Here is a 12,284-nt window from a genome sequence, read left to right as displayed (position 1 = left end):
CGGTACTTCCAGATCGTGCGGTGTTTTCGGGACGAGGACGGCCGGGCGGATCGCCAACCGGAGTTCACGCAGATCGACATCGAGATGTCGTTTGTCGGCGCAGACGACGTCATCGCTCTCACGGAGCGGATGATGGCCGCGACCGTGCGGGAGGCGCTGGGAATCGACGTCCCGATCCCATTTCCACGGATCACCTACGCCGAAGCCATGGACCGGTACGGCAGCGATAAGCCGGACATTCGGTTCGAGATGCCGATCGCCGATTGCTCCGATATTTTTCATGACACCGAGTTCCAAGTCGTGGCCCGAGTGCTCGCCGCCACGCCCGGAGGGGGCGCCGTCCGCGGCGTGCGTGTGCCGGGAGCGGCCGGCTACAGCCGCCGTCAGGTGCAGGAACTGGAGGACGCCGCGAAGGCGGCAGGCGCTCAGGGGATCATCCCGGTGCACCTCGAGGAACACCGCTCGCGTGGCCCCGCCGCCCGCTACCTCACGCCGTCGCATCTCACGGCGCTCAGAACGAGACTCGGTGCCGCCGCGGGGGACCTGCTCCTCCTGGTGGCCGATGAGCCCCGCAAGGCCAGCGCAGTGCTCGGGCGGATCCGGGTGGACCTCGCCCGCCGCCTGGGGCTCATCACAGACCGGCTGGCGTTCCTCTGGGTCGTGGAATTTCCGCTCCTCGAGCGCAGTCAAGAGACCGGCCGGCTCGCCGCTGTACACCACCCGTTCACGGCGCCGATGGACGAGGATCTGCCCCTGCTCGACGGCGACCCACTCGCCGTGCGCGCGAAGGCGTACGATCTGGTGCTGAACGGCGTCGAGCTGGGGGGAGGGAGCATCCGGATACACCAGCGGCAGCTCCAGTCGCGGATGTTTGGACTCCTCGGAATCACCCCCGAGGCGGCCCGGGATCGGTTTGGATTCCTCCTGGAAGCGTTCCAGTATGGGGCGCCTCCGCACGGAGGGATTGCGCTCGGCCTCGACCGGGCCGTGATGGTCTTGGCGGGTCAGGAGACGATTCGAGAGGTGATCGCGTTTCCGAAGACCCAGAGCGCGGCGGACCTGATGACGGGCGCCCCTTCACCGGTGGAGACCGACGCGCTGGAAGAGGCGCACATTCAGTTGAAGCTTCCGTAGGCGGATGCTATCATAGGACACGGCTCCTGCGGTGTGCGCAAGCTTTGTAGTTCCGAGCCAACAGATACACAAAGGGAGTCCGTCTCCGGACGGGGACAACACGGCCCCAGAGTTCTCTGGCACCCCTTGGGGGACGCCGAGAGGGGCTAGTTGGAGCCGCTCGGGAGGACACCCACCTGCGAGGGGCAGGTTCGGGAACTGCGGGCGGCGGCACAGCGGGAGCCAAACTATTCGACCCGCACGCGGAGAGCGGTGTTCCACCGGTGCCTGACCCGGAGCCGGACTCGACGTCCCCGGCGGACATCGATGGGCCCGATCCATCGCAAGAGTTCATCCGTGCGGGTTCCTGTCCGCGGGAGGATCCGCCCTGCGGAGACCTCCTCGTAACTATAGAGGCGGACCGCGTTCACGGTCCCGGTCGTCAACGGGATCAACTCGACGACCGAGTCGATCGGCGGCACGTGGCGCCGGAAATCTGTGACGGCGACGAGGGCCGGGATCGACATCTCCGCAGTCGCGTGCGGCTCGCCGAACACCGCGGCTTCCGTTCCCGGGGCAAACCGCACCGGGAGACCGGAGCGGTGGCGCGCCTCGACGAGCTGCACGACGTGGTGCCCTCGGACAGGAATCACCTCCACCCTCGGGACCCGGCGGCGAATTCGGTTGAGCACCTGGACCATCGGCCAGTCGGTCAACCAGGCGGACCACATCTCGCACACGACGATATGGGGCAGCTCACGCGGCAGCGCGGCGCGAAGCGCGTTGGTACGCAGCGGGACAAAGTTCGGGAACGCGTGGGTCAACCGGCGCAGGTAAGGGTAGATGTGCCGGTCGACCTCGAATCCGTAGACGCGCCGAGCCCCTGCGTTGAGCGCGTAATACGACATCGGCCCCATTCCCGCCCCCAGATCGTACACGATCCGGCCCGAGGCGGTGCGGCAAATCGCGTCCCGGTAGGCCTCGTTGCGATCGTAGTCGTTCAGCATGTACCAGTGATATCCGATCTCCAGCGGCATGCGGCTCGGTCCTCCGGGCTTAAGTATCCGCCACTAGTTCCGGGCTGGGTGCGGCGGCTTCCTGCGTGAGCCGAATCGTGACCGCGCGCGAGCGCGGTGCGTGGGCGCAGCTCTCGGGGGGTTGGAGGGGTGGGCCGCACGGAGTATAATCCTGATCCAGATGAGTGCGTCGCGGATGTCGTCAGCCGACCTGCGGCCGGGTCCCACCGTGCTCGTGATCTTCGGCGCGACCGGTGATTTGACGTGGCGCAAGCTTGGTCCGGCCCTCTACGATCTGTTTCTCGACAAGTGGTCTCCGGCTCAGTTCAGCCTGGTCGGCGTCGCGCGGACGTCGATGGGCGATGACGAGTTCCGCCGCCGGCTCCGCGATGGGGTCGACCAGTTCTCCCGGCGCGGCCGAGCGGACAGCGGGCAATGGGACGCATTTGCATCGGGACTGTCGTTCCAGGCGGGGAACCTGGACGACCCACGCCTCTACGCCGCTCTGGCTGACCGTCTGGCGAAACAAGAGCGGCCGTGGGCGACGGCTGCGAACCACATCTTTTACCTCGCCACGCCCCCCACGGCGGTGGAGACGATCGTCCGAGGACTCAGCGCGGCCGGCCTTTCCGGAGACCACGCGCGGGCGCGGATCGTGGTCGAGAAGCCGTTTGGTCAGGACCTGGCCTCCGCCCGCGCGCTCAACAGGACCCTCGGCGCCGCGTTCGAGGAGTCCCAGATCTACCGGATCGACCACTACCTCGGCAAGGAGACGGTGCAGAACATCCTCGCCTTCCGCTTCGCGAACGCCCTGTTCGAACCTGTCTGGAACCGCCGATACATCGATCACGTGCAGGTCACGGTCGGCGAGACCGTCGGCGTCGAGCAGCGGGGAGGGTATTACGACCACTCCGGCGCGCTCCGGGACATGATCCAGAACCACCTGCTTCAGGTCCTCTGTCTCATCGCGATGGAGCCCCCCCTGCGAATGAACGCGGACGAGATCCGCAGCAAGAAGGTGGACGTGCTGCGGGCGATCCGGCCGATCGAGCCGGCCGAGGCGCCCCATGTGGCCGTGCGCGCTCAATATGGGAGCGGAGAGATTGACGGGCAGCCGGTCCCGGCCTATCGGTCGGAGTCGGGCGTCGCCAAGGACTCCGCCACCGAGACCTTCGCGGCGGTGCAACTGTTCGTCGACAACTGGAGGTGGCAGGATGTGCCCTTCTACCTGCGCACGGGAAAGCGCCTGCCCGCCAAAGTGTCGGAGATCTCGATTCAGTTCCGGCCCGTCCCCCATCAGGCATTTCCTCCCCAGGCCGTCGAGCACTGGCAACCCAATCGCCTGATCGTGCGGATCCAGCCCGATGAGGGCATCCTGCTGCGGTTTCAAGCGAAGAATCCCGGGCCGATCCTGCACCTCGATCCGGTGGACATGCTGTTCGCGTACGGCCAGACGTTTCGGACCTCGTCGCCGGACGCCTACGAGACGTTGCTCTGGGACGTGATGCGCGGAGACGCGACGCTGTTCATGCGGGACGACCAGGTCGAGGCGGCCTGGGAGATCGTGATGCCGATCCTCGAAGCCTGGCAAGGTTCCCCGGCCCCCGAGTTCCCCAACTACGCGGCAGGCAGCTGGGGGCCGCACGCGGCCCAGGTACTCCTCGCGCGCGACGGCCGCCGGTGGATGCTGCCGACCGCACTCGAGGCCAAGAGCGACGCGGAACACCATCGGTGACGAAGGGCGCGCGGCGCGCCCCTTTGCTTGACACCCCTAGCCGCCGGGCGCATGATGTGAGCATGGAATTGTTCGAACGGAGCCGGGAGACGACCCCGGACCGAAGCGCACCGCTGGCCGCGCGGATGCGTCCCCAATCGCTCGAGGAGATCGCGGGGCAGTCTCATCTCCTCGGGCCGGACCGCCTCCTCCGGCAGGCGATCGAGCGCGACGCGCTCACCTCCGTGATCTTGTACGGGCCGCCGGGCACGGGCAAGACATCGATCGCGCACGTGATCGCGCTCGCCACCCACGCCCACGTCGAGACGCTCAACGCGGTGACGGCGGGGGTGGCCGATCTCCGGCGCGTGATCGGTGAAGCCCACGATCGTCGGGCTTTGTATGGGACGCGGACGATCTTGTTCATCGACGAGATCCACCGCTTCAACAAGATCCAGCAGGACGCACTGCTGCCCTATGTCGAGGACGGCACCGTCACGCTGATCGGCGCGACCACGGAGAACCCCTTCTTCGAGGTCACCTCTACGCTGGTCTCGCGGTCTCGGGTGTTCACGCTCGAGCCCCTGTCTGCCGGCGACCTCGAGATGATCCTCGCCCGCGCGGTCTCGGATCCTCGCGGGTTGGGCCCGGATCGAGTCGAGTTGGCGCCGGACGCCGCTCGATATATCGCCGGCGTGGCCAACGGCGACGCCCGGGTCGCGCTCAACATCCTGGAGGTCGCCGCCGGGGCGACCACGCCGGATGCGGATGGAGTACGCCGCGTCCAGCTTGCGATCGCCGAGGAGGCGGGCCAGCGGCGGGCGTTGCTCTACGATCGCGACGGTGACGCGCACTACGACATGATCTCGGCATTCATTAAAAGCATCCGCGGATCGGACCCGGACGCGGCGGTCTACTGGCTCGCGCGGATGCTCGCGGCCGGCGAGGATCCGAAGTTCGTCGCGCGCCGCCTGGTGGTCCACGCGGCCGAGGACATCGGCCTGGCAGACCCCCAGGCGTTGCTGATCGCCGTGGCCGCCGCGCACGCGGTGCAGTTCGTGGGGCTCCCCGAGGCGCGGATTCCCATGGCGGAGGCGGCGATCTACCTCGCGACCGCTCCGAAGAGCAACGCCACGGTGACGGCGATCTCCCGAGCGTGGCAGGACGTAGAACGCGAACAAGCGCACCCGGTGCCCCAGCACCTGCGCGACGCATCGTACCCCGGGGCGCGACGGCTCGGGCGCGGCGCCGGCTATGCGTATCCGCACGATCATCCCGGCGGGTTCGTGGCGCAGCAGTACGTGCCGGAGAACGTCAAGGACCGGACCTACTACGAGCCGACCGCCGCGGGGTACGAAGGGGAGGTACGGCAGCGGCTCCGCTCGTGGTGGGAAGGCGTGAAACGGTACGCCTTTCTCGGGAGGGACTGAGGACCGCATGGCGCACGTCGCCGTCGCGATGAGCGGCGGAGTGGACAGTGGGGTGGCCGCGGTCCTGATGGCGGCCGAGGGGCATGAGGTCGTGGGGTTCACCATGAACCTGTGGCCGACCTGGGTCCCCCAAACCGAAGAGGGCCAGGGCTGCTGCGGGATCGGCGCGATCGACGACGCACGGTCGGTGGCGCGCGCCCTCGGGATCCGGCATTATGTGCTCAACCTGCGCGACACATTCGAGCGGGAGGTGATCGGGTATTTCGCGGGGGAGTACGCGCGCGGGCGTACCCCGAACCCCTGCATCGCCTGCAACAAGACGATCAAGTTCGATCTCCTGCTCCGAAAGGTGCGCGCCCTGGGAATGGATCAGTTGGCGACCGGACATTACGCGCGCGTCGATCGCGGCCCCGATGGCCGCTTCAGGTTGCTCCGCGCCGTGGATCCCCGCAAGGACCAGTCATACGTCCTGACCGGGCTCCTCCAGGGTCAGCTCGCCCATCTCAGATTTCCGATCGGCGGCTACACGAAGCCGCAGATCCGAGCGATTGCCCGACGCGCAGGGCTCTGCGTCGCCGACAAGCCGGACAGCCAGGAGATCTGCTTTGTGCCCGGAGGCGACTACGCCGCCGTGGTCGAGCGATTCGAGCCGCGGGCGCTGCGCCCCGGTCCGATCTATGACCTGCACGGGCAGTACCTGGGTCAGCACCGGGGGCTGGCCCGATACACGGTGGGGCAACGGCGCGGCCTGGGCGTGGTCCGGGGCGGGACCCCATGGTATGTCGCCCGGATCGACCCCGATCGAAACGCCCTGATCGTGGGAGACGCGGGGGCGCTGGCGTGCCCCGAGCTGGAAGCCGAAGAAGTCAACTGGATCGCCGTCCCGGGCCTCTCGGCTCCGCGCCAGGTCGCGGTCAGGATCCGGCACGCGTCGGCGGACATCCCGGCCGTGATCGCGCCGGCCCAAGACGGACGGATCGCCGTCCGCTTCCAGGCCTGGCCTCGAGCCGCGGCCCCCGGCCAGGCAGTGGCGTTCTACGACGGTGAGGTCGTGCTCGGCGGCGGCGTGATCGCGGAGGCCCGGGCCCGAGACGGCGTGGACGGGCTGGCGGTCCTATCGCAGGCGTGATCCTACCATCGATCGGCCCCCGATCCCCGATCCCCGATCTCCCACCGAGGTCTGGTGGTGAGGATTGAGGGGTAAAAACTGATGATAGGAGGGGAAGCCATGTCGACCGTCGCCAACATCAGCCTCGCCATCATCGCCGCGACGTGCGTCATCTCCGTGGGCGCGTTTCTCGTCTTTCTTGTGTATCTGTGGCGCGTCCTGGCGCGCGTCGAATCGATGCTGATGTTGGTTCACCGCTCGCTGCCCGGTTTGGTCTCCGACACCCGGTCGATCCTGACGAAGATCGATCGGGACATCCTCGGCGAAGTCGCCCGGACGGTGACGCACATCACCACCGCCGTGGGAACGGGGGTCAGTGCCATGGAGCACGTCCAGAGTACCGCCCGGCGGGTGATCCTTCCGCAGATGGCGACGGCGATCGGCCTGCTCTCTGCAATCCGTGAGGGTCTCAACTGGTTTCGTCCCGCAGGAGACGGCAGGCGGCGTTAAGCAAGCAGCGTCACGCAAGCGGCGAGGCAAATGACTCAGGGAGGGACAACGATGGACGAGCCGCGCGACTTTCTGTCAGGGTTGATCGTTGGGAGCTTGTTGGGGGTGGCCCTCGGGCTGCTGTTCGCCCCGGAGGCGGGGGAGAAGACCCGCGAACGGATCCGCAGGCAGAGTGAAGAATGGGGAGAGCGGGCGCGCGAGCAGGCCGATCGAGTGGCCGATCGAGTTCGGACGACCGCCGGCGACGTGGCTGAGCGCGTGCGCGGGGGCGCCGACGAGTTCGCCTCTCGGGCGCGGAGCACCGCCGAGGATGCCCTGCAACGTGGTCGTTCGGTGATCGAGGAGAAATCCGATCGCCTCCGGCGGGCGTATGAGGAAGGTCGCGATTCGTCGAAGGGGTGGTCGCAAGATCATCCCGGGACATCAGACCGCTCGGAGAGCTAGGGTGGCCGCGAGACGGAGCGCCGCTCGCGCCGCGGAAGTCGTCGAGGTCACGATCCCGCCCAAGCCGGAGTTCGTCAGCGTCGCCCGGCTCACGGCGGCCACGGTGGCGGCAAGACAGTCGTTCACGTACGACGAGATCGAGGATCTCAAGATCGCGGTGTCCGAGGCCTGCACCGCGCTCCTCGTCGCCGGCACGAACGGCACTCCACTCACGCTGCGGTTTACCCTGGAAGCGGACGCGTTCGAGGTCCGCATCGAGACCGGGGGCCCGGGGGTGGAGCTGGCTCCGCCGGGCGCCCGAGGGAAACAGCCGCTTGACGAAGCCCGTCTGGGCGTGTTCCTCATGCAGTGTCTGGTCGATCACGTGGAGAGTCAGAGGAGCCCGCAGGGGAAGGCCGAACTCCGGCTGGTCAAGCGACGCCAGCGCTGATGCCTGTACGCCGCACGGGGCGACGTCCGGTCTCCAGAACGGAAATCCGGAAGCTCTTTGAGCGTTTCCGGCAGACGGGAGACCAGGCGGCGCGCGATGCGCTGATCCTGGCCCATCAGAGACTCGCAGTCTACCTCGCCAGCAAGTTCGCGGACCGGGGGGAGCCCCTCGAGGATCTTATTCAAGTCGCGCAGATCGGCCTGATCAACGCGGTCGATCGGTACGATCTCACGCGGGGCCTCGAGTTTTCGACCTTCGCCACGCCTACGATCGTGGGCGAGATCCGCCGGCACTTTCGGGACAAGTTGTGGTCGGTGCACGTCCCCCGACGGCTGCGCGAGGTGAATCGGGTCTTGATGCGATCGGTGGAAACGCTGTCCCAACGCCTCGGCCGCTCGCCCACGATTGCGGAGATGGCGGAGGAGACGGGCGTCCCATTCGACGTGGTACTCGAGGCGCTCGACGCCGGGCACGCCTACGCCCCGACCTCTCTCGACGCCGACGGGACGGACGAGGAGGATGGCCGAACGGGGGCGCTCTTGGAGTCGCTCGGCCGCGAGGATGCCGCCCTCGAACAACTGGAGGATCGGACGACCCTCGAGTGGGCGCTCCGCAACCTGCCGGACCGCGAGCGGGAGATCGTCACGCTCAGGTACTCCACACAACTGTCGCAGGGCGAGATCGCGCGCCGGCTCGGCGTTTCCCAGATGCACGTCTCGCGGCTCCAGCGGGCGGCGCTCGACCGACTGCGGGCCCTCATCACCGGCACCTCCTCAGGTCGAGATGACAAGCCTCTCGACCGCGGGTGAGATCGCGGAGCGCCTTCGGGCCGCGGGATTCGAGACGTACCTGGCCGGCGGCTGCGTCCGTGATATGCTGCTCGGCCGCGACCCCACCGACTATGACCTCGCCACCGCCGCGACGCCCGCACAGGTGCGGGCGTTGTTCGATCGGACCATCGATGTCGGTGCGGCCTTCGGCGTGGTGCGGGTCCTGCTCGATGACGGCGAGTACGAGGTCGCGACGTTCCGAACCGAAGGGCCCTATCTGGACGGGCGCCACCCGGCCTCGGTGCGCTACGCGACCGCGCGGGAGGACGTCGCGCGCAGGGATTTTACCATCAACGGCCTGCTGTACGATCCGCACACCAAGGAGATCCTGGACTTTGTCGACGGCCGGGCGGATCTCGCGGCGCGCAGGATCCGGACGATCGGAGACCCCGAGGCCCGGTTCGCCGAGGATCGGCTGCGGATGCTGCGGGCCGTCCGGCTCGCGGCGGAACTAGGTTTCGAGATTGCGCCGGAGGTGATCCAGGCGGCCCGGCGACTCGCGCCGCGTCTCGATGAGGTGAGCCCGGAGCGGATCCGCGAGGAACTGGTCCGTATGCTCACCGGTCCCAATCCCTCGCGCGCGCTGGGGCTGCTCCGCGAGACGGAGCTGCTCGCGGTGATCCTCCCCGAGGTCGCGGCAGAGATCGGCGTCCGCCAGCCCCCCGCGTTTCACCCGGAGGGTGATGTGTTCGAGCATACCCGCCTGGCCCTGGGCCGGCTGCACGCCCCCTCGGTCGCCCTCGCGATGGCGACCCTCCTGCACGACGTGGGCAAGCCCGCGACCTTCGAGGACGCCGACGACCGGATCAGGTTCTCGCGTCACGACGAGGTGGGGGCGGCGATTGCGCGTACGGTGATGGAGCGGTTGCGGTTCGCGCGGCGCGACACCGACCGTGTGGTTGCGCTGGTCGGGCAGCACATGGTGTTTAAAGATGTGACGCAGATGCGCGAGGCCAGGCTCCGACGCCTCCTCGCCGCATCCGAGTTTCCCGAGCTCCTCGAGCTGCACCGCGCGGACTCCGCGGCCAGCCACGGGGACCTCTCCACGTATGAGTGGGTGCGGGCGTTCCTGGAACGACTGGCCGGCGAACCGCCGGTCCCGCCACCGCTCATCACGGGCGCGGACGTGTTGGCGTTGGGGCTCACCCCCGGCCCCGCCGTCGGGCGGATCCTGCGCGCGGTCGAGAACGCCCGGCTCGACGGAGCGATTCGGACGCGAGAGGAGGCGTTGGCGGCCGCGCGCGCCCTGGTCGCGTCGTCGCGCGAGGCGGCGCCAGACCGCGGATCCGGGAGCTCGCCGCCGGCGTGACCCCCCCGCACGTCCCGGCGCCGTGTGACGGGAGAGGAGATTTTGCGCCGAGAGCCGAACTATCATCGAGATCGCAGGCACCCCCGTTCGCCATGGTGCGCGTGCACGTGCCGAACGGGTTCGTCGTGGAGAGGAGAGCCGTGGAAGGAGAACCGAGACCCACGGCACGCCTGATCGCCCTGGTCAACCAAAAGGGCGGTTGCGGGAAGACCACCACGGCGGTCAACCTCGCCGCCTGCCTCGCCGTCAGTAAGCGCCGCGTGCTCCTCCTCGATCTCGATCCCCAGGCCAACGCGACCGTGAGCCTCGGCGTCGATCCCGGGCGACTCGCCCGGACGGTGTATCAGGTGCTGATCGACGAGCCGTTCGAGGGGGAGACGGCAACAGACCTCCAGAGCGTGATCGTCGCGTCCAACGTCCCAAATCTGGATATCGCTCCCGCATCGATCGATCTGGCGGCGGCGGAACTCGAGCTCTCCGCCCGGATTGGACGGGAGAACTCGCTCCGCAAGAAGATCCTGCCGGTCCGCGATCGGTACGACTACATCATCATCGATACTCCGCCATCGCTCGGCCTCCTGACGCTCAACGCGCTCGTGGCCTGCGAGGAGATTATTATTCCGATCCAGACGCATTACTACGCGCTCTTGGGGATGCGACAGCTGCTGCGGACCCTCAAGGTCGTGAGGGAAGAGGTCGGCCATCAGATCGAGATCGCCGGCGTGGTTCCCACGATGTACGATGCCCGGACGAGCATCAGCAAGGAGATCATCCAGGGAATTCGAGACTATTTCGGCGACAAGGTCTTTCAGAGCGCGATCCACTTCAATATCAAGCTGGTGGAGTCGAGCATGGCCGGCGTGCCTGTCTTTGTCCACATGCGCGCCTCTCGCGGGGCGCAGGAGTACATGAGCCTCGCCAAGGAGGTCATGGCGCTTGAACAAAAAGCAGGAAGCGCTGCGGCGCGGACTTAGGTCGTTCATCGAAGACACTTCGCGCGAGCTCGCCGACCTCGAAGGCCGGGAGGCCGTACCGGCGGACGGCAACGCCTCAGAGGCGTCCCAGACGCTGGCGCCCCCCGCAATCACGCCGATCGAGCCGCCGCAGGCTCTCTCCGATCGAGTACACCTCGACCCGCCGCCACCTCCCAGCGTCGATGCACAGACCGAGACCCGCGGAGCCGTCGCCGCGCCACCCCCGATCAGTCCGGTGGCCGAGGACCCCCCGATGCCGCCTCCGGCGCCGGTCGTGGAGCACGCCGAGATCGCGCCGTCCCCGGCCCCTCCTCCGGTCAAGCCTCGGCGACGCCCTCGGAGTCTGGCCCGCAGGCGGTTGCGCCCCCGGGCGGGCGCCGAGATCGGCTCGAACGGGGTGCGCGCGGAGCAGGTCCACGCGCGCAAGGGCGTGTGCTTCGCCTACTTCCTCAACCACGAGTGCTGGCGAATACCCGAAGCCTTCTGCAACGGCGCCCTGCAGGTCTGCATCACGCGGGAGTGCCCCGTCTATCATCTCCACAAGGAAGCCCTCGAACGCCGCTTCGCGAGGAAATTCAAGCACTTCTGGTAGATCAGGCGAGGTCGATCGCGAGCAGGTCCGCGAGGTGGGCAATCGTGCGCCACGGGTGTACCCCGCGGTCGCGCAGTTCTTCCAGGGGGCGCCGGTAGGCGATGAACCGCGCGCCGCAGGCGGCCGCGGCGGCGCCGTCGATCCAGGAGTCCCCGATCACATAGATCCGCTCGACGGCGCCAAGACGGCGGACCGCCTCGGCGACGCCATCGCCGGCCGGCTTGAGCGCGCGGACGTCGTCGCGGGCCACGATGACGTCCACCTGATCGAGGAGGGCGGCGGCCCGCAGCGCATCCAGCGCGCTCGCGCGGCCATTGTTGGTGAGGACGGCGAGACGGAACTCCCGCGCACGCAGTGCGGCCAGGACCTCCCCGGCACCGTCGAGGGGGAGGGCGTGTTGAAGCCCATCGGTCTCGTGGGCCTCGATGATCTCCCACATCCGCCCCGTCAAGGTCGTCCCGTGAAGGCGGTCATGCGCCGCGCCGAGGGCGACGAGATGCGCAATGGCACGGCGCATCAGGAGGTCGTCGGAGGCGCCCGTGGCGGCCGCGGCGCGCAGCAGGGCGATCAGCGACCGCCGGATGGCGGGGAAGTCGATGTGGGAGCCGATCAGGGTGTTGTCCATGTCGAAGATCAGCGCGGTGCATCCCGGCGCAGCCATACGCGCATTGTACGGCGGGCGGCGCCCGGCCCGCAAGGCACAAGGAGAAGGATTCGCATCCGGCGTAGCCCCCTCTGGCCGCTCCGGACGGGACGCGTAAGGAGGCACGACACGCATGACGGTCACCACGATCGAGGCGATCGGCGGGCACGT

The 12,284-nt window shown here is 68.2% G+C and carries 13 protein-coding genes and 1 other RNA gene; 12 read left to right on the top strand and 2 right to left on the bottom strand.

Going from position 1 to position 12,284, the window contains the following annotated elements; all coding sequences use genetic code 11:
• Both aspS and ssrS read left to right on the top strand, forming a co-directional pair.
• The coding region (gene aspS / locus VFP86_20750; protein ID HET9002077.1) for an aspartate--tRNA ligase at positions 1-1,134 on the top strand (1,134 nt) is incomplete at its 5' end.
• Between the two features lie 20 nt (positions 1,135-1,154).
• A non-coding RNA gene (gene ssrS / locus VFP86_20745) (6S RNA) lies at positions 1,155-1,360 on the top strand.
• A gap of 1 nt (position 1,361) precedes the next feature.
• On the opposite strand, the gene VFP86_20740 is transcribed toward ssrS, so the two are convergent.
• Entirely contained in the window at positions 1,362-2,150 is a 789-nt protein-coding gene (locus tag VFP86_20740; GenBank protein ID HET9002076.1) for a hypothetical protein, read from the bottom strand.
• 175 nt (positions 2,151-2,325) lie between these two features.
• Here VFP86_20740 and zwf point away from each other — a divergent pair, with 175 nt between their 5' ends.
• The 10 genes from zwf to VFP86_20690 all read left to right on the top strand — a co-directional run bounded on the left by zwf (position 2,326) and on the right by VFP86_20690 (position 11,470).
• Positions 2,326-3,864, top strand: a complete 1,539-nt coding sequence (zwf, locus tag VFP86_20735) for a glucose-6-phosphate dehydrogenase (GenBank protein HET9002075.1) — start codon at positions 2,326-2,328, stop codon at positions 3,862-3,864.
• Between the two features lie 62 nt (positions 3,865-3,926).
• Complete coding sequence (locus VFP86_20730) at positions 3,927-5,273, top strand: replication-associated recombination protein A (GenBank protein ID HET9002074.1); 1,347 nt, start codon at positions 3,927-3,929, stop codon at positions 5,271-5,273.
• A gap of 7 nt (positions 5,274-5,280) precedes the next feature.
• Positions 5,281-6,402 carry a tRNA 2-thiouridine(34) synthase MnmA gene (gene mnmA, locus VFP86_20725; GenBank protein HET9002073.1) on the top strand — a complete coding sequence of 374 codons (1,122 nt, stop codon included), beginning with the start codon at positions 5,281-5,283 and terminating at the stop codon, positions 6,400-6,402.
• A gap of 99 nt (positions 6,403-6,501) precedes the next feature.
• On the top strand, positions 6,502-6,891 hold the full coding sequence (locus tag VFP86_20720; GenBank protein ID HET9002072.1) for a hypothetical protein: 390 nt from the start codon (positions 6,502-6,504) through the stop codon (positions 6,889-6,891).
• 51 nt (positions 6,892-6,942) lie between these two features.
• A complete protein-coding gene (locus tag VFP86_20715) occupies positions 6,943-7,335 on the top strand; it encodes a YtxH domain-containing protein (GenBank protein HET9002071.1) in 393 nt (130 codons plus the stop codon).
• A gap of 1 nt (position 7,336) precedes the next feature.
• Positions 7,337-7,765 (top strand): ATP-binding protein, encoded by a 429-nt coding sequence (locus VFP86_20710; protein HET9002070.1) that lies wholly within the window; start codon positions 7,337-7,339, stop codon positions 7,763-7,765.
• Positions 7,765-8,574, top strand: coding sequence for a SigB/SigF/SigG family RNA polymerase sigma factor (locus VFP86_20705; GenBank protein ID HET9002069.1), 810 nt, complete (start codon positions 7,765-7,767; stop codon positions 8,572-8,574). The genes VFP86_20710 and VFP86_20705 overlap by 1 nt, the downstream gene beginning before the upstream one ends.
• Positions 8,549-9,904 carry a CCA tRNA nucleotidyltransferase gene (locus tag VFP86_20700; protein HET9002068.1) on the top strand — a complete coding sequence of 452 codons (1,356 nt, stop codon included), beginning with the start codon at positions 8,549-8,551 and terminating at the stop codon, positions 9,902-9,904. Before VFP86_20705 ends, VFP86_20700 begins: the two co-directional genes overlap by 26 nt.
• A gap of 92 nt (positions 9,905-9,996) precedes the next feature.
• A complete protein-coding gene (locus VFP86_20695; protein ID HET9002067.1) occupies positions 9,997-10,878 on the top strand; it encodes a ParA family protein in 882 nt (293 codons plus the stop codon).
• Positions 10,841-11,470: a hypothetical protein gene (locus VFP86_20690; protein ID HET9002066.1), complete on the top strand. Its 630-nt coding sequence runs from the start codon at positions 10,841-10,843 to the stop codon at positions 11,468-11,470. Before VFP86_20695 ends, VFP86_20690 begins: the two co-directional genes overlap by 38 nt.
• A 1-nt stretch (position 11,471) precedes the next feature.
• Here the strand turns inward: VFP86_20690 and VFP86_20685 are convergent.
• Positions 11,472-12,284 (bottom strand): HAD-IA family hydrolase (locus VFP86_20685; protein HET9002065.1); only part of this gene is annotated, 813 nt, incomplete at its 5' end.

It is taken from the genome of bacterium (assembly GCA_035703895.1).
Taxonomy (GTDB): Bacteria; Sysuimicrobiota; Sysuimicrobiia; order Sysuimicrobiales; family Segetimicrobiaceae; genus Segetimicrobium.
Note: the sequence above shows the minus strand (reverse complement) of the source record. Positions and strands in the feature narration are given on the sequence as shown.